Here is a 15569-nt window from a genome sequence, read left to right as displayed (position 1 = left end):
GCGCTTCGTCAGGGCCGCTCAGCGGCAAACACCCAATTCTTGCTGGCACCCAGCACCGCATCGGGGTAAGGTGATTTGCCGCGTGAGCCGTTGTAGCGTCCCAACCCCATGAAGAGGTCGCCGCGCTCCCTGTCCAGGTAGTGGCGCAGGATCACGCAGCCAAAGCGCAGGTTGGTCTGCATGTGAAAGAGCTTGCCTGGGTCGCCGTCCCCGATTACGCGTGTCCAGAAGGGCATGACCTGCATGTAGCCGCGCGCGCCCACATTGCTGACCGCGAACTTGCGAAAGTTGCTCTCGACCTGGATCAGGCCCAACACCAGCGTGGTGTCCAGCCCGGCACGTTTGCTTTCGTACCAGACGGTTTGCAAAAATTCCTTGCGGACCTGAAATTCGGGTTTTTTCTTCTTGAGCCGGTCGCTCATGGCGCCCAGCCAGCGCAGGTAGGCCAGGCGGCTTTCCGTGTCCTTGAATTCGGGCACGGGAGGCGCCTGGTTGGCGATGGCTGAGCTCAGCGCGGTGCGCACCGAGTCGACCAGCGGCTCTTCAACTTGCGCGCCGGCATGCGCCCGTCCGGCCAACAGCAGGGGGCTGCAGGCCAGGGGCAAAGCCAGGCAGTTTCGCCGGGAGAGCCCTTGCGCCTTTGCCGGGGCACCGCCGGATGCGGACATGGTCAATGGGCGCACGGGAACCATGGAAAACTCAAAGCGCCAGCTTTCCCTTGAGGAAGTCGAAGGCGGTTGCCACGTCGATCTTGCTGGAAGCCGCATCGCGGCGGTGCTGGTACTCAAGCTGGCCGTCCTTGAGGCCGCGGTCGCCTATGGTGACGCGGTGCGGCACGCCTATCAATTCCCAGTCGGCGAACATGGCGCCGGGCCGCTCGCCGCGGTCATCCAGGATCACGTCCACGCCGGCCGCGAGCAACTCGCCATACAGTTTGTTCGCGGCGGCTTCGACCTCGGGGAAGCGGTCGGGGCTGATGGGGCACAGCACCACGGTGAAAGGCGCGATGGCGTCGGGCCAGATGATGCCGCGCTCGTCGTGGTTCTGCTCGATGGCCGCGGCCGGCAGGCGCGTGATGCCTATGCCGTAGCAGCCCATCTCCATGAACTGGGGCTTGCCGTTCTCGCCCAGGAAGGTGGCGTTCATGGCCCGGCTGTATTTGGTGCCGAGGTAGAACACATGGCCGATCTCGATGCCGCGCTCTATGGCCAGTGCGCCTTTGCCGTCCGGCGACGGGTCGCCGGCCACCACGTTTCGCAGGTCCAACACCAGCTCGGGTTCGGGTAGGTCGCGGCCCCAGTTGACGCCAGTCATGTGGAAATCGACTTCATTGGCGCCGCACACCCAGTCGGCGAGTGCCGCGGCTTCGCGGTCCACCACCAGCTTGACGGGCTTTTTCAGGTTCAGCGGGCCGAGGTAACCCGGCTTGCAGCCGAAATGGTCCTCGATCTCGGGCAGGGTCGCGAAGCGGAAATCCGCCAGGCCCGGCACCTTTCCGACCTTGACTTCGTTCATGTCGTGGTCGCCGCGCAGCAGCAGCAGCCAGACCTGTGATTTGACGGGCTTGCCCGCCTCGTCGAGTTCGTCGGTGGCCAGCACCAGCGACTTGACGGTGGTGTTCAGCGGGATGCCCAGCAGCTCGGCCACGTCGGCGCAGGTGGCCTTGCCCGGGGTCGGTGTTTTGGCCATGGCCTGCGATGCCGGCTTGCGCGCGCCCTGGGGCGGCAACGCCTCGGCTTTTTCCATGTTGGCGGCATAGTCGCTGCCGGGGCAGTAGACGATGGCGTCCTCGCCTGTCGCGGCGATCACCTGGAATTCCTCGCTGAGGTCGCCGCCTATGGCGCCGCTGTCGGCGGCCACCGCCCGGTAGCTCAGGCCGAAGCGGTCAAAAATCCTGCGGTAGGCGGCCGCCATGGCCTGGTAGCTGGCCTTGGCGCCGGCCTGGTCGCGGTCGAAGCTGTAGGCGTCCTTCATGATGAACTCGCGCCCGCGCATCAGGCCAAAGCGCGGCCGGCGTTCGTCGCGGAACTTGGTCTGGATCTGGTACAGGTTCTTGGGCAGCTGCTTGTAGCTCTTGATGTCCTGGCGCATCACGTCGGTGACGACTTCTTCGCTGGTCGGCTGGACCACGAAGTCGCGGCCGTGGCGGTCCTTGATGCGTAGCAGCTCGGGGCCCATTTTTTCAAAACGGCCGGTTTCCTGCCAGAGCTCGGCCGGCTGGATCACCGGCATGGTCATTTCCACGGCGCCGGCGCGGTTCATTTCCTCACGCACGATGGCTTCGACCTTGCGGATTACGCGCAGGCCCATGGGCATGTAGTTGTAAACGCCGGCGCCCAGTTTCTTGATCATGCCGGCCCGCATCATGAGCTGGTGGCTGACGACTTCCGCGTCGGCAGGGGCTTCCTTGAGGGTGGAAATGAAGAACTGGGAGGCTTTCATGGGCGGTTTTCGGGGATTCCGGGGTTGGAAATGGGGGAAAAGGTGCTGCAGCCCGCCGTGCGCTTGGCGCTGGGGCCTTCGCTGTGCATAATGGACTCAGTTTAAAAAATTTGAGGTTTGATTATGCTTGACCGGGACGGCTTTAGGCCCAACGTCGGCATCATCTTGCTCAACCAGAGAAGTCAGGTATTTTGGGGCAAACGTATCCGTACCCACTCGTGGCAGTTTCCGCAGGGTGGCATTGATCGGGGCGAAAATCCCGAGCAGGCCATGTACCGCGAGTTGCATGAAGAAGTGGGGCTGTTGCCGCAGCATGTGAATGTGCTGGCCCGAACCCGAGACTGGTTGCGCTATGAGGTGCCTGACCGGTTCATCCGCCGGGATGCGCGCGGACATTACAAAGGCCAGAAGCAAATCTGGTTTCTCCTTCAACTGGTTGGCCACGACTGGGACTTGAACCTGCGCGCCACCGACCATCCCGAATTCGATGCCTGGCGCTGGAACGACTACTGGGTGCCGCTGGACGTGGTGGTCGAATTCAAGCGCGGTGTCTATGAAATGGCGTTGACTGAGCTCGCCAGGTTTGTCCCGCGCGTGGACAACCGGGCCGAGCCGCGTCCCGATCATCGCAACCGCTACCTGCGCGGCGGCCTGCACCAGCGCGACCACGCGGGCCCGTCCGGCGACGCCGGATTCCACGCCCCGGGCGAGTCTTTTCACGCCCAGATCAGGCCGGGCGCCTCTTTTGAATTGCCGCCGGGCGCCACCTTTGAACCTGATCCGCAAACCAGCCTGGGCGCGGATCCCACCAACACAAAACCATGAAATTCAAATCGGCCTTTCTGGCCACGTTCTTCCTGATGGCGCTTAACGCCTCGGGTCCGGCGCAAGCCCAGGTATACGCGTTCGAGGACCCCGCCGACTGGAAGGAAATCGAGACGCCGCCGCCACCGGCGTTCGACGTCAAGAAGCTGATCACACTCGAGGTCTCGCCCAATTCCCAGCTGGTCTATGGCGTGGACCCGGCGACCATCAGCATCTCCCAGAAAGACGGGATCGTGCGCTATGTCATGGTGGCTTCAAATGCCAGCGGAGCCAGCAATGTGATGTACGAAGGCATACGCTGCACGACCGGCGAATTCAAGACCTATGCCCGCTATTCATCGGACGGAAAGTGGACCCATGTGAGCAAGCCGGAATGGCGTTCAATGTTTGAAAACATGCCGTCCAAACATGCACTGCGCTTCGCCCGGGCCGGCGCCTGCGACAGCGCGGCGCCCGCGACTTCGGTTGATACGCTGGTCAGGCGCCTGAAGAACCAGAACTTCAGGATGGTTGAATAAGCCGGCCGGCCCCCGCTGAACACCCAAGAGGGATTAGCGGGTCAATACGAGGTTGGTGCGGTGAACCATTTCGGGTTCACCCGTATACCCCAGCAGCCTCTCGAATTCGGTAGAGGCCTTGCGGCAGATCAGCCGGGCTTCGGCGCTGGAGTAGTTGGCGAGTCCGCGCGCGATCTCCGTGCCTTCGGGGCTACGTATGGCGATGACGTCGCCGCGCGAAAACTCACCCTGGACCGCCGTCATGCCTATGGGCAGCAGGCTTTTGCCCTCGCCCTGTACCTTGACCACCGCGCCCGCGTCCACGGTGACCGAGCCGCGCATCTGAAGGTGATCGGCCATCCATTGCTTGCGCGCCTGCAGTTTCTGGGTCTGCGCCACCAGCAGGGTGCCTATGGGCTCGCCCTGTACCAGCCGGATCAGCGCCTGCGGCTCACGGCCCCAGGCAATCACGGTGGAGGCGCCCGATCCCGCCGCTCGCTTGGCGGCCAGTATCTTGGTGATCATGCCGCCCTTGCCGATGCTGGAGCCAGCGCCCCCCGCCATGGCTTCCAGCGCCGGGTCGCCGGCTTTGGCTTCGTGCACAAACTGCGCCGCCGGGTCCTTGCGCGGGTCGGCGGTGTACAGGCCCTTCTGGTCCGTGAGGATGACCAGTGCGTCGGCTTCCACCAGATTGGCCACCAATGCGCCCAGCGTGTCGTTGTCGCCGAACTTGATTTCGTCGTTGACCACCGTGTCGTTTTCGTTGATGACGGGCACGACGCCCAGCTGCAGCAGGGCCAGCAGGGTAGAGCGGGCGTTGATGTAGCGCTCGCGGTCGGCCAGGTCGGCATGCGTGAGCAGGACCTGTGCGCTGCCTATGCCGTTTTCGCGCAGTTTGGTCTCGTAGACCTGGACCAGGCCCATCTGGCCCACCGCGGCTGCCGCCTGCAGTTCATGGATGGCCTTGGGGCGGCTGCTCCAGTTCAGGCGTTTCATGCCCTCGGCAATGGCGCCGCTGCTCACCATGATCACCTCGCGCCCGTCCTTGACGAGGGCCGCCAGCTGTTCGCACCATTGGCCGATAGCGGTCGCATCCAGCCCGCGGCCCTCATTGGTGACCAGGCTGGAACCCACCTTGACCACAATGCGTCTGGCGTTGCGCAGGACGGTGGAGCCGGGTTTGTCTTGCATGTTCTGTACTTCTCGGGCTGCGGTCCCGTCGATACGGGCGTCAGCAGCGATTGTTGTTGGGTGGCAAGTGCAGCCCTGCACCTGCCTGGGTGCCGGAAACGAGGGGTCAGGACGATTCCGGCGGTTCAGGGGGCAGCGGGGCAAAGCGCGGGTCGATTTCTTCCACGGGTTGTTCGCTTTTCTGAACCTGCTTGACGTGCTGGTAGATCGTCTTGATCAGGTGCTCGCAGCCCTCGCGCGTCAGCGCCGAAATCTCGAACACCGGGCCCTTGAATTTGAAACGCTTGACGAAATCCTTGACGATGGCGGCGCGCTTGTCGCCGTCCACCATGTCCAGTTTGTTGAGAACCAGCCAGCGTGGCTTTTCATACAGCGCTTCGTCGTATTTCTTGAGCTCGCCGACGATGGCCTTGGCCTGCGCCACCGGGTCCACGCCCTCGTCGAAGGGCGCCAGGTCCACGATGTGCAGCAGCAGGCGGGTGCGCTGCAGGTGCCGCAGGAAGAGATGGCCCAGGCCCGCGCCTTCGGAAGCGCCTTCGATCAGGCCGGGCAGGTCGGCCACCACAAAACTTTGCTCGGGGCCCACCCGCACCACGCCCAGGTTGGGGTGAAGTGTGGTGAAAGGGTAGTCGGCGATGCGGGGGCGGGCATTGGAGACCGCCGAGATGAAGGTGGACTTGCCGGCATTGGGCATGCCGAGCAGGCCGACGTCCGCCAGAACCTTGAGTTCCAGCTTGAGGCTTTTGCGCTCGCCGGGCCAGCCGGGCGTCTTGCTGCGCGGCGCGCGGTTGGTCGAGCTCTTGAAACGCAGGTTGCCGAAACCGCCGTCGCCGCCTTTGGCGATCAGGACCTGTTCGCCGGGAACCAGCAGCTCAAAGAGAACCTCGCCGGTCTCGGCGTCGGTCAGGATGGTGCCCACCGGCATCTTGAGGATGATGTCGTCGCCCTTGGCGCCGAACATGTCCGAGCCCATGCCGTGCTGTCCGTTGCGGGCCTCGTGGCGGCGCGAAAACCGGAAGTCCACCAGGGTGTTCAGGTTGATGTCGGCCACCGCGTACACATGGCCGCCGCGCCCGCCGTCGCCACCGTTGGGGCCGCCGAATTCTTTGTATTTTTCGTGGCTGAACGAGACGCAGCCACTCCCGCCATCGCCTGCGGCAATGTCAATAAAGGCTTCGTCAACAAATTTCATGATGGGAGTGCCGCGGTTAAAACAGGGACGGTGGGAGCCGGATCAAGTTTACAAACAAAAAAGCCCCGACAGGTCGGGGCTTCGTTTCAGTCGAAGTGACTTATCGAAGTGATCAGCTTACGCCGGGGTCACGTCCACGGTGTGCTTGTTCAGCGCGCCCTTGACGGAAAACGAGACCGAACCGTCGACCAGTGCAAACAGGGTGTGGTCCTTGCCGATGCCGACATTGACGCCTGGATGGAACTTGGTGCCGCGCTGGCGCACGATGATGCTGCCTGCGTTGATGACTTCACCGCCAAATTTCTTGACGCCCAGCATTTTGGGCTGTGAATCACGCCCGTTTCGCGTAGAGCCGCCGCCTTTTTTCTGTGCCATTTTTCGTTACTCCTGGTACGTCCCTGCTCAGCCGGCGATGGCGCCGATTTGCAGTTCCGTGTAGTTTTGCCGGTGGCCCTGGCGCTTTTGGTAGTGCTTGCGACGGCGCATTTTGAAAATGCGAACCTTGTCGTGCCTACCTTGCGAAAGGACAGTGACTGTAACAGTGGCGCCGGACACCAAGGGCGTACCAACCGTGATCGAGCTGCCGGTGCCGACAGCCAATACCTGGTCAATAACGATCTCTTGGCCTACGTCCGCAGCAATCTGTTCTACTTTAATTTTTTCTCCGGTAGCAACCTTGTATTGTTTGCCACCGGTTTTTATGACCGCGTACATGTAAGACCTCGTAAATTGAGTTCTGCAGACGGATTTCCGCAGAGCCGGCTATTCTAGCATGGCAGGCCGGAATTGGCCAGCGGGGCGGTTTTGCGGGTTTTTAGGCTGGTTTACCGGGCCGGCCGGGCCGGGGCGGGTAGGGCGGCTTCCTATAATCGGCCAAACTTAACGTCTGGATCGCCTTTTGTCTGCCAATTCTTCAAGCACCGCCGCCGCCCTCGCCCTGATTGCCGACGACATGCGCGGGATGGACATGGTGATCGAGCGCCGACTGAAGTCCGAGGTGCCGCTGGTCAGCCAGGTTTCCAGCTACATCGTGGCGGCCGGCGGAAAGCGGCTACGCCCCGCCCTTTTGCTGCTGATGTGCGGCGCGCTGGGCTACCAGGGGGACCAGCGTTACAACCTCGCGGCTGTCGTGGAGTTCATCCACACGGCGACCCTGCTGCATGACGACGTGGTGGATGAATCCACCTTGCGCCGCGGCCGCGCGACCGCCAACGAGGCCTTTGGCAACCCGGCGAGCGTGCTGGTCGGCGATTTTCTGTACTCCCGGGCTTTTCAGATGATGGTGGAGGCCGGGGACATGCGCGTCATGCAAACCCTGGCCGAAGCCACCAATGTGATTGCGGAAGGCGAGGTGCTGCAGCTCATGAATATGCATGACGCGGCGCTGTCCGAGGAGGGCTATCTCAGGGTGATCCGCTCCAAAACGGCCAAGCTGTTCGAGGCAAGCGCCCGCCTGGCAGCCTTGCTGGCGCAGTCGTCGCCCGCTATCGAGCAAAGCTGCGCCGACTACGGGCAGGCGCTGGGTACGGCATTCCAGGTGATCGACGACGTGCTTGATTACGACGGCGATGTGTCGGAAATGGGGAAAAATCTGGGAGATGACCTGCGGGAAGGCAAGGCAACCCTTCCCTTGATCATTGCGATGCAGCGCGGCAGCGAGGCGGAGCGAGCCACCATCCGGCGGGCCATTGAAACCGGCGGGACCGATCAGATGGCGCGGATCATCGAGATCGTGCACCATACGGGCGCCTTAACGGCAACCCGGGATGCCGCGGCCCTGGAGGCCCAGCGTGCGCTGAATGCCTTGCAGATGTTGCCGCAAAACATTTACAGTAATGCCTTGACGCAGCTGGCCTCCCAATTGCTGGAGAGGCGTTCCTGATTGTTTGTATGACGGCGGGGTGTAGCTTAGCCTGGTAGAGCGCTACGTTCGGGACGTAGAGGCCGGAGGTTCGAATCCTCTCACCCCGACCAGGCCTGTGTTCTTTCTTCTTAAGTGTGCGTTTCTTCGCATAGTTCCAACGCCGCCCGGGGCGGTCAGGGTGTTTTCGATTTACACCCGGGAATCTATAAGCGATGATACATATTTGAGCTAAACCCGAGAACCATGGCCGCTGTCGACACCGCAATCAACCAATCGCCTTCCATGGCCTTGCCCGGCCTGGGGCGGGCCCTGGTGGTGGCGGGAAAACTGGGTCAAAAGGCCGCCGAAGACATTTTTCGCAAGGCCCAAAGCGGACGCACCAGCTTTATCGCCGAGTTGACGGGGTCTGGCGCAGTTTCCGCGTTCGACCTGGCTCATACCATGTCCACGGCTTTTGCCGCGCCCTTGCTGGATCTGGAAGCCATTGACGCCCAGCGTTTGCCCAAGGGCCTGCTTGATCCCAAGATCTGCACCACCTACCGCATTGTTGTCCTGAGCAAGCGCAACAACCGTTTGATCGTCGCGACGGCCGACCCGTCCGATCAGGAGGCTGCGGAAAAAATCAAGTTCTCCACCCAGATGGGGGTGGACTGGGTGATCGCCGAATACGACAAGCTTTCCAAGCTGGTGGAGGCTTCCAACACCTCCGCGACCGAGGCAATGGAAAGCATCATCGGCGACGATTTCGAGTTTGACGAATCCAGCACCGACGCGACGGCCGAGGACAGCGAGGCCAGCGTCTCCGAGGTCGAAGATGCCCCGGTTGTCAAATTCCTGCAGAAAATGCTGCTCGATGCCTTCAGCATGCGGGCTTCCGATCTGCATTTCGAGCCGTTTGAGCACACTTATCGCGTGCGTTTTCGTGTTGACGGCGAATTGCGCGAAATCGCCTCGCCGCCCGTGGCCATCAAGGAGAAGCTGGCTGCGCGCATCAAGGTCATCTCCAAGCTCGACATCTCCGAAAAGCGTGTGCCGCAAGACGGCAAGATGAAGCTCAAAATCGGCCCGGACCGCGTCATCGACTTCCGGGTCAGCACCCTGCCCACCATGTATGGCGAAAAAATCGTCATCCGTATTCTTGACCCGAGCAGCGCCAAGCTGGGCATTGATGCCCTGGGCTATGAGCCCGCGGAGAAGGAGCGCCTGCTGCACGCCATCCAGAGGCCGTACGGCATGGTTCTCGTGACCGGTCCCACCGGTTCGGGCAAGACCGTTTCGCTCTACACCTGCCTGAACATCCTCAACAAGCCCGGTGTCAACATCGCGACGGCCGAAGATCCCGCCGAAATCACCTTGCCGGGCGTCAACCAGGTCAGCATGAACGACAAGGCGGGCATGACCTTTTCGGTCGCGCTCAAGGCATTCCTGCGGCAGGATCCCGACATCATCATGGTCGGTGAGATCCGGGACCTCGAAACCGCCGATATCGCGATCAAGGCCGCGCAGACCGGCCACATGGTCATGTCGACGCTGCACACCAACGATGCGCCGACCACACTGACGCGTATGCGCAACATGGGCATTGCACCCTTCAACATCGCTTCCAGCGTGATTCTGATCACCGCGCAGCGGCTGGCGCGGCGCCTGTGCCCCAACTGCAAAGCCCCTGCGGACATCCCGCGCGAGACCCTGCTGGACGCGGGTTTCACCGAAGACGATGTGGACGGCTCCTGGACGCCTTACCGGCCGGTCGGTTGCTCCATGTGTACGAATGGTTACAAAGGCCGCGTCGGTGTTTATCAGGTTATGCCCATTTCCGAAGAGATTCAGCGTATCGTCCTTCGCGACGGCAGCGCCCTGGAAATCGCGGCCCAGGCGGAGGCGGAGGGAGTCAAAAGCTTGCGCGCGTCGGGGTTGTCCAAAGTCAAGCTCGGCATGACTTCGCTGGAAGAAATTCTGGGCTGCACCAATGTTTAAGCAGCTGCGTTCAAACGCCGCCACCCGGCGGTGTGACCGTGGCGACAGGGCGGTCTGAGACTGTCGATACAACGAGAAAGCATCATGGCAACTGCAGTATCCAAGGGCATCAAGGAATTTGTCTTCGAATGGGAAGGCAAGGACCGTGGCGGCAAGCAGGTCCGCGGAGAAATCCGGGCCGCTGGCGAAAATCAGGTCAAGTCCTCGCTGCGCCGCCAGGGCGTCTTGCCCACCAAAATCAAGAAGCGCAAGATGCGCTCAGGCAAGGCCATTGCCCCCAAGGACATTGCCATTTTTACCCGCCAGCTGGCCACCATGATGAAGGCCGGCGTACCACTGCTGCAGTCGTTTGACATCGTGGGCCGCGGCAATCCCAACGCCAGCGTCACCAAGCTGCTCAATGATGTGCGCACAGACGTGGAAACGGGCACCTCCCTGAGCGCCGCGTTTCGCAAATACCCGCTGTATTTCAATGCGCTCTATTGCAACCTGGTCGAGGCCGGCGAGGCCGCCGGTATCCTGGAATCCCTGCTGGACCGCCTTGCGACCTACATGGAAAAAACCGAGGCCATCAAGTCCAAGATCAAGTCGGCCCTGATGTACCCCATCTCCGTGGTGGTGGTGGCCTTTGTGGTGGTGGCCGTCATCATGATTTTTGTGATTCCGGCGTTCAAAACCGTGTTTTCCTCATTCGGCGCGGATTTGCCGGCGCCCACGCTGATCGTTATTGCGATCAGCGAGTTTTTTGTGGCTTACTGGTGGCTGATTTTCGGCGGCATAGGCGGTGGGCTTTACTTCTTCTTCCAGGCCTGGAAGCGTAACGAGAAAATGCAGAAGTTCATGGACAGGGTTTTGCTCAAGATTCCCGTCTTCGGCGCCCTGATCGAAAAATCCTGTATCGCCCGCTGGACCCGCACGCTTTCGACCATGTTCGCCGCAGGCGTGCCGCTGGTGGAGGCGCTGGATTCCGTCGGCGGTGCTTCCGGCAATTCGCTGTTTGCCGATGCCACCGAGAAAATCCAGCAGGAAGTTTCCACCGGTACCAGCCTGACGGCGGCCATGACGAATGCCAATTTGTTTCCGTCCATGGTGCTGCAGATGTGCTCGATCGGCGAAGAATCCGGCTCCATCGACCACATGCTGGGCAAGGCCGCCGACTTTTACGAGGCTGAGGTCGATGAAATGGTGGCGGGCCTTTCCAGCCTGATGGAGCCCATCATCATTGTGTTCCTGGGCACCCTGATTGGCGGCATTGTGGTCTCCATGTATCTGCCTATTTTCAAGCTGGGTCAAGTCGTTTGATGGGGATCGGTCTGGGGCCGGCGTTCGATGCTTTGCTGGCCGGTTTTCTGGGCCTTCTGATCGGCAGTTTTCTCAACGTCGTCATCTACCGCCTGCCCAAAATCATGGAGCGGCAGTGGGCACGGGAATGCGCCGAACTGAGCGAAACGCCCCAGGAGCCCACCGAAAAATTCAATTTGCTGGTGCCGCGTTCGCGCTGCTCCAGCTGCGGCCATGTCATACGCTGGTATGAAAACATTCCGGTCGCCAGTTACCTGTTCCTTCGAGGCAAATGCTCGGTGTGCGGCACGCCCTACGGCTTGCGCTATCCCATGGTGGAAGCGGTGACGGGCGCGCTCTTCTTCTTTTGCGTGTCGCGCTGGGGCTGGTCGCTGACCGCCCTGGCCTGGTGCGGTTTTTCCGCCGCGCTGCTGACCCTTGCCGTCATCGACTGGGACACCACACTGCTGCCGGACGACATCACCTTGCCTTTGCTATGGGCCGGCCTGATCGCCGCCGCCCTGCAGTGGAACCCGTCGGTCAACCTGCCGACGGCCTTGTGGGGAGCTGTGGCCGGGTATCTCAGTCTGTGGCTGGTGTACTGGGCCTTCAAACTTGCGACCGGCAAGGAAGGCATGGGCTACGGCGACTTCAAGCTTTTCGCCGCGCTCGGCGCCTGGTTCGGTTGGCCGGCGCTGGTGCCCATGATCCTGATGGCTTCCGTGATTGGCGCTGTCGTTGGCATCGTGATGAAGTTTTCCAGCGGATTGCGTGAAGGCGGCTATGTGCCTTTCGGCCCGTTCCTGGCTGGGGCGGGCTTCACGGCCATGCTCTTCGGGCCCCAATCCATCCTGCGGTTTATCGGCCTGTGATGCCATGCGCCGTGCAGCTTTGCGCATCGGACTGACCGGCGGCATAGGCAGCGGAAAAAGCACGGTTGCCCGCACCCTGGTAGCTTGCGGTGCGGCGCTGGTGGATGCCGACGCAATCTCCCGCGCGGTCACGGCGGCCGGCGGCGCTGCCGTCAAGGAGATCGCCGCGCAGTTCGGCGCCCAGATGGTCACGGCCGAAGGCGCCATGGACCGGGACCGGATGCGCCAGCTGGCCTTTGACGATCCGTCCGCCAGGCGGCGGCTGGAGTCCATTGTCCACCCCCTGGTCAGCCGGGAGACCTTGCGGCAATACGAGCAGGCCGCCGCCGCCGGCTGCGCCTGCGTGGTGTTCGACGTCCCCCTGTTAGTCGAATCCGGCCGCTGGCGGCAGCAGTTGGACCGGGTGCTGGTCGTGGACTGCGGCGAAACCACGCAGGTCAGCCGGGTGATGTCCCGCAACGGCTGGCCCCGGGAGGCGGTGGAAAAAGTCATTGCCGGCCAGGCCAGCCGCGCGCAGCGCCTGTCGGCCGCCGACATATGCCTGCACAATGATGGCTTGCCGCTGGAGGCCCTGGACGCCGAGGTGCGGCGGCTTGCCGCGCGCTTCGGGCTATGATGCGCAAACAAACCTCCTCATTGATGCCGACGAAAACATAGCGCTGTGATCCTTTACGAGTACCCTTTTCACGAACGCATACGCACGTATTTGCGACTTGAACACCTGTTCCGCCGCCTTGGCGAACTGGTGGAACGGGACAGCCCGACGGACCACCACTACGCCATCACGACCATCTTTGAAATCATGGACGTGGGCGCCCGGGCCGACCTCAAGACCGATGTGCTTAAGGACCTTGAGAAACAGAAACACGTACTCAACGGCTATCGCGGCAACCCTGCCATTTCGGAGGCCGTTCTTGACGAGGTGACCGGCCAGCTCGAAAGCTGCTTTTCCGCCCTGAACAGCCTGCCCGGCAAGGCCGGCCAATCGCTGACCGAAAACGACTGGCTCATGAGCATCCGCAGCCGCGTCGGCATTCCGGGCGGCACCTGCGAATTTGACCTGCCGGCCTATTACGCATGGCAGCACCTGCAGACCGAGGTACGCAAGCAGGACTTGCAGCGCTGGATCACCCCGCTGGTGCCCCTGGCCGAGTCCATACGCGTGCTGCTGACCTTGCTGCGCGACTCCGGGGCGCCGCAAAAAGTGGTGGCGCCGGGCGGCCAATACCAACAGACGCTGCCGCAAGGGCGCACCTTCCAGCTCCTGCGCCTGCGGATAGATCCCACCCTAGGGCTGATCCCCGAAATCAGCGGCAATCGCCTGATTGTGTCGGTGCGCCTCATGCGCCACGGTGACGACGACCGGCTGCACGCCAGCACCGAAGATTCGGCGTTTGAACTGACGCTCTGTTCCTGACCCGGGGCCTTGCCAACCATAGGCCGCATTGCCCGATGGTTCCCCAGACTTGTCCTGAAACATGCCTGCGATGAAAAAAGAATCCCCACCCGTCAAACTGGTCGTATGCCCCGGCTGCGGCGGTGAAAGTGTTTATGCGCCCAGCAACCCGTTTCGCCCCTTTTGCAGCGAGCGCTGCAAAAACATAGACTTGGGCGCCTGGGCCAGCGAGGGTTTCCGCCTGCCGGCTGATACACCGCCCGATGACGAAGTTTTCGGTGATCCCAAGCTGCAATAAAATTTGCCGAGGCACGCGGTGTCACCCGCGTTTCGTGAGAGAGCAAAAAAGCAAAAAAAGAGAGGGAGCGAAAAATGAGCAAGAAGTCTTTGATGGCGCCATTCCTGGCCGCGATCATGGTGGCCGCCCTGGCGGCAAGCCAGGCCCGGGCGCAAACCCAGCCGGCGCCGGAGGGCGACAAGCCCGCCAAGTCCAAATCCAAAAAAGCCGCGGCCAAATCCGCGACGGGCGGCAAGGCCAAATTCATCAATGGCTCCGGCGAAACGCCCGCCCAGCGCACCGCCCGCCTCAAGCGCGAATGCAAGGGCGGTGTGGACGCGGGCGCCTGCTCGGGCTACACGCGCTGACCGGTATTTGACCCGGTAGGGGAGGCGGCCCGCAGGGGGCTGCCTATGCCTTCAGGCTGCCGGCGTGCCCAGCACCTGCTGGAGTTCGCCGCTCTGGTACATCTCCATCATGATGTCCGAGCCGCCTATGAACTCGCCCTTCACATACAGCTGGGGGATGGTGGGCCAGTTGCTGAATTCCTTGATGCCCTGGCGAATTTCCTCGTCCTCCAGCACATTCACCGTGGCGGGCTTGTTCACGCCGCAGGCCTTGAGGACCTGGATGGCGCGGCCGGAGAAACCGCACATGGGGAACTGGGCCGTGCCCTTCATGAAAAGGACCACATCGCTGGATTTGACGATTTCGGCGATGCGTTGCTGGGTGGGGTCTGTGCTGCTCATGGTGAAAATCCTTTGGGAATCCTTGGGAGGGCCTGGCGCCCGTGCCCGGCCCCGGATCGGGGACAGGCAATGTTAGTTAGATGGAATCTGGCAAGCAGAATTCAACAGCCCGATTATCCCGCCGTTTGGCATCCCGCGTAGCCGGCTCACCCGCCAGCCCACAATCCACCCGAGCAGCGCGCGATGCCGGCCAGGTCCAGCCGGCTTTGAACCTGGTCAAAACCGGCCTGGGCCAGCAGGGCGCACACCGCCTCGGCCTGGTCGTAACCATGCTCCAGCAGCAGCCAGCCGCCCGGCAGCAGGTGGCCGGGCGCCTGCTGGACGATCTCGCGGATGTCGTCCAGCCCGTCCGCGCCGGCGGCCAGCGCAGCCAGGGGTTCGTGGGCCAGGGCCTCCAGGTGGTGGTCCGTGCTGGCGATATACGGCGGATTGCTGACGATCAAATGAAAGTGTCCGCCAACTTCCTCAAGCCAGTGGCTTTGGATGAAGTCCAGCTTCAGCCCCAGGCGCGCGGCATTGCCACGGGCCACCTCCAGCGCATCGGCGCTGGCATCCACGGCCGCGACCTTGCCCTGGCGGCCGTCGGCCTGCAGGCTGTGCGCGATGGCCAGCGCGATCGCGCCGCTGCCCGTGCCCAGGTCCAGCACAGAGGGGGCCGCCGGCACGCCGGGTGCCCGCAGGCGTTCGAGCGCCCACTCCACCAGGGTTTCGGTGTCGGGCCGTGGCACCAGCACACGGGCATCCACCCGCAGCGCCAGGCCGAAAAACTCCTTTTCCCCGACGATGTAGGCCAGGGGCTCTCCGGCGACCCGGCGCAGGCACATGGCACGGAAATCTTGCGCCGCCTGCTCCGGCAGCACGTCGGTGTCGTGCGCCAGCAGCCAGGCCCGCGCGTCGCCGGGCTTGCCCAGGGCGTGCAGCAGCAGCAGCTGGGCGTCCAGCCGGTCCAGCCCCAGGGTCTGGGCGGCGGCCAGGGCCTGGGCGCAGTTGGGCGCGTTCATGGCGG

At 62.6% G+C, this 15569-nt stretch carries 18 protein-coding genes and 1 tRNA gene; 11 read left to right on the top strand and 8 right to left on the bottom strand.

Annotated elements, in window-relative coordinates:
• Positions 1 to 8: 8 nt before the first annotated feature.
• Together AC1D09_RS15160 and AC1D09_RS15155 are read right to left on the bottom strand one after the other, a co-directional pair.
• Entirely contained in the window at positions 9 to 668 is a 660-nt protein-coding gene (locus AC1D09_RS15160) for a lytic transglycosylase domain-containing protein (protein ID WP_477701131.1), read from the bottom strand.
• 31 nt (positions 669 to 699) lie between these two features.
• Positions 700 to 2442 carry a proline--tRNA ligase gene (locus AC1D09_RS15155; protein WP_477661084.1) on the bottom strand — a complete coding sequence of 581 codons (1743 nt, stop codon included), beginning with the start codon at positions 2440 to 2442 and terminating at the stop codon, positions 700 to 702.
• 123 nt (positions 2443 to 2565) lie between these two features.
• On the opposite strand from AC1D09_RS15155, the gene AC1D09_RS15150 reads away from it, so the two are divergent.
• Together AC1D09_RS15150 and AC1D09_RS15145 are read left to right on the top strand one after the other, a co-directional pair.
• Complete coding sequence (locus AC1D09_RS15150) at positions 2566 to 3267, top strand: RNA pyrophosphohydrolase (protein WP_477661085.1); 702 nt, start codon at positions 2566 to 2568, stop codon at positions 3265 to 3267.
• Positions 3264 to 3785, top strand: coding sequence for a CNP1-like family protein (locus tag AC1D09_RS15145; RefSeq protein WP_477661086.1), 522 nt, complete (start codon positions 3264 to 3266; stop codon positions 3783 to 3785). Before AC1D09_RS15150 ends, AC1D09_RS15145 begins: the two co-directional genes overlap by 4 nt.
• A 33-nt stretch (positions 3786 to 3818) precedes the next feature.
• Here the strand turns inward: AC1D09_RS15145 and proB are convergent, their stop codons facing one another.
• The 4 genes from proB to rplU form a co-directional block, all read right to left on the bottom strand.
• Positions 3819 to 4955 (bottom strand): glutamate 5-kinase, encoded by a 1137-nt coding sequence (gene proB / locus AC1D09_RS15140; RefSeq protein ID WP_477661087.1) that lies wholly within the window; start codon positions 4953 to 4955, stop codon positions 3819 to 3821.
• A gap of 106 nt (positions 4956 to 5061) precedes the next feature.
• Positions 5062 to 6147, bottom strand: a complete 1086-nt coding sequence (gene cgtA / locus AC1D09_RS15135) for an Obg family GTPase CgtA (RefSeq protein ID WP_477661088.1) — start codon at positions 6145 to 6147, stop codon at positions 5062 to 5064.
• Between the two features lie 117 nt (positions 6148 to 6264).
• A complete protein-coding gene (gene rpmA / locus AC1D09_RS15130; RefSeq protein WP_007868030.1) occupies positions 6265 to 6522 on the bottom strand; it encodes a 50S ribosomal protein L27 in 258 nt (85 codons plus the stop codon).
• A gap of 27 nt (positions 6523 to 6549) precedes the next feature.
• Positions 6550 to 6861, bottom strand: coding sequence for a 50S ribosomal protein L21 (gene rplU, locus AC1D09_RS15125; RefSeq protein ID WP_007868028.1), 312 nt, complete (start codon positions 6859 to 6861; stop codon positions 6550 to 6552).
• Positions 6862 to 7045: 184 nt separating this feature from the next.
• Here rplU and AC1D09_RS15120 point away from each other — a divergent pair, with 184 nt between their 5' ends.
• The 9 genes from AC1D09_RS15120 (at position 7046) to AC1D09_RS15080 (ending at position 14182) form a co-directional block, all read left to right on the top strand.
• Positions 7046 to 8029 carry a polyprenyl synthetase family protein gene (locus AC1D09_RS15120; protein WP_477661089.1) on the top strand — a complete coding sequence of 328 codons (984 nt, stop codon included), beginning with the start codon at positions 7046 to 7048 and terminating at the stop codon, positions 8027 to 8029.
• Positions 8030 to 8044: 15 nt separating this feature from the next.
• Positions 8045 to 8121 (top strand) — tRNA-Pro (locus AC1D09_RS15115).
• Between the two features lie 133 nt (positions 8122 to 8254).
• Positions 8255 to 9988 (top strand): type IV-A pilus assembly ATPase PilB, encoded by a 1734-nt coding sequence (gene pilB, locus AC1D09_RS15110; RefSeq protein ID WP_477661090.1) that lies wholly within the window; start codon positions 8255 to 8257, stop codon positions 9986 to 9988.
• Positions 9989 to 10072: 84 nt separating this feature from the next.
• On the top strand, positions 10073 to 11290 hold the full coding sequence (locus AC1D09_RS15105; RefSeq protein WP_007868021.1) for a type II secretion system F family protein: 1218 nt from the start codon (positions 10073 to 10075) through the stop codon (positions 11288 to 11290).
• Positions 11290 to 12141 carry a prepilin peptidase gene (locus tag AC1D09_RS15100; RefSeq protein WP_477661091.1) on the top strand — a complete coding sequence of 284 codons (852 nt, stop codon included), beginning with the start codon at positions 11290 to 11292 and terminating at the stop codon, positions 12139 to 12141. The genes AC1D09_RS15105 and AC1D09_RS15100 overlap by 1 nt, the downstream gene beginning before the upstream one ends.
• A 4-nt stretch (positions 12142 to 12145) precedes the next feature.
• The gene (gene coaE, locus AC1D09_RS15095; protein WP_477661092.1) at positions 12146 to 12757 is read left to right on the top strand and encodes a dephospho-CoA kinase; all 612 of its coding nucleotides are present in this window, start codon (positions 12146 to 12148) and stop codon (positions 12755 to 12757) included.
• Between the two features lie 45 nt (positions 12758 to 12802).
• Positions 12803 to 13558, top strand: a complete 756-nt coding sequence (zapD, locus tag AC1D09_RS15090; protein WP_477661093.1) for a cell division protein ZapD — start codon at positions 12803 to 12805, stop codon at positions 13556 to 13558.
• Between the two features lie 61 nt (positions 13559 to 13619).
• Positions 13620 to 13835 (top strand): DNA gyrase inhibitor YacG, encoded by a 216-nt coding sequence (locus AC1D09_RS15085; RefSeq protein ID WP_007868011.1) that lies wholly within the window; start codon positions 13620 to 13622, stop codon positions 13833 to 13835.
• 74 nt (positions 13836 to 13909) lie between these two features.
• A complete protein-coding gene (locus AC1D09_RS15080; RefSeq protein ID WP_477661094.1) occupies positions 13910 to 14182 on the top strand; it encodes a hypothetical protein in 273 nt (90 codons plus the stop codon).
• Between the two features lie 51 nt (positions 14183 to 14233).
• Here the strand turns inward: AC1D09_RS15080 and grxD are convergent, their stop codons facing one another.
• Together grxD and prmC are read right to left on the bottom strand one after the other, a co-directional pair.
• The gene (grxD, locus tag AC1D09_RS15075) at positions 14234 to 14563 is read right to left on the bottom strand and encodes a Grx4 family monothiol glutaredoxin (protein WP_007868007.1); all 330 of its coding nucleotides are present in this window, start codon (positions 14561 to 14563) and stop codon (positions 14234 to 14236) included.
• 146 nt (positions 14564 to 14709) lie between these two features.
• Entirely contained in the window at positions 14710 to 15564 is an 855-nt protein-coding gene (prmC, locus tag AC1D09_RS15070; RefSeq protein WP_477661095.1) for a peptide chain release factor N(5)-glutamine methyltransferase, read from the bottom strand.
• Positions 15565 to 15569: the final 5 nt, after the last annotated feature.

The organism is Polaromonas sp. P1_A2, from assembly GCF_056406895.1.
This window is presented reverse-complemented; position numbering and strand designations above follow the sequence as displayed.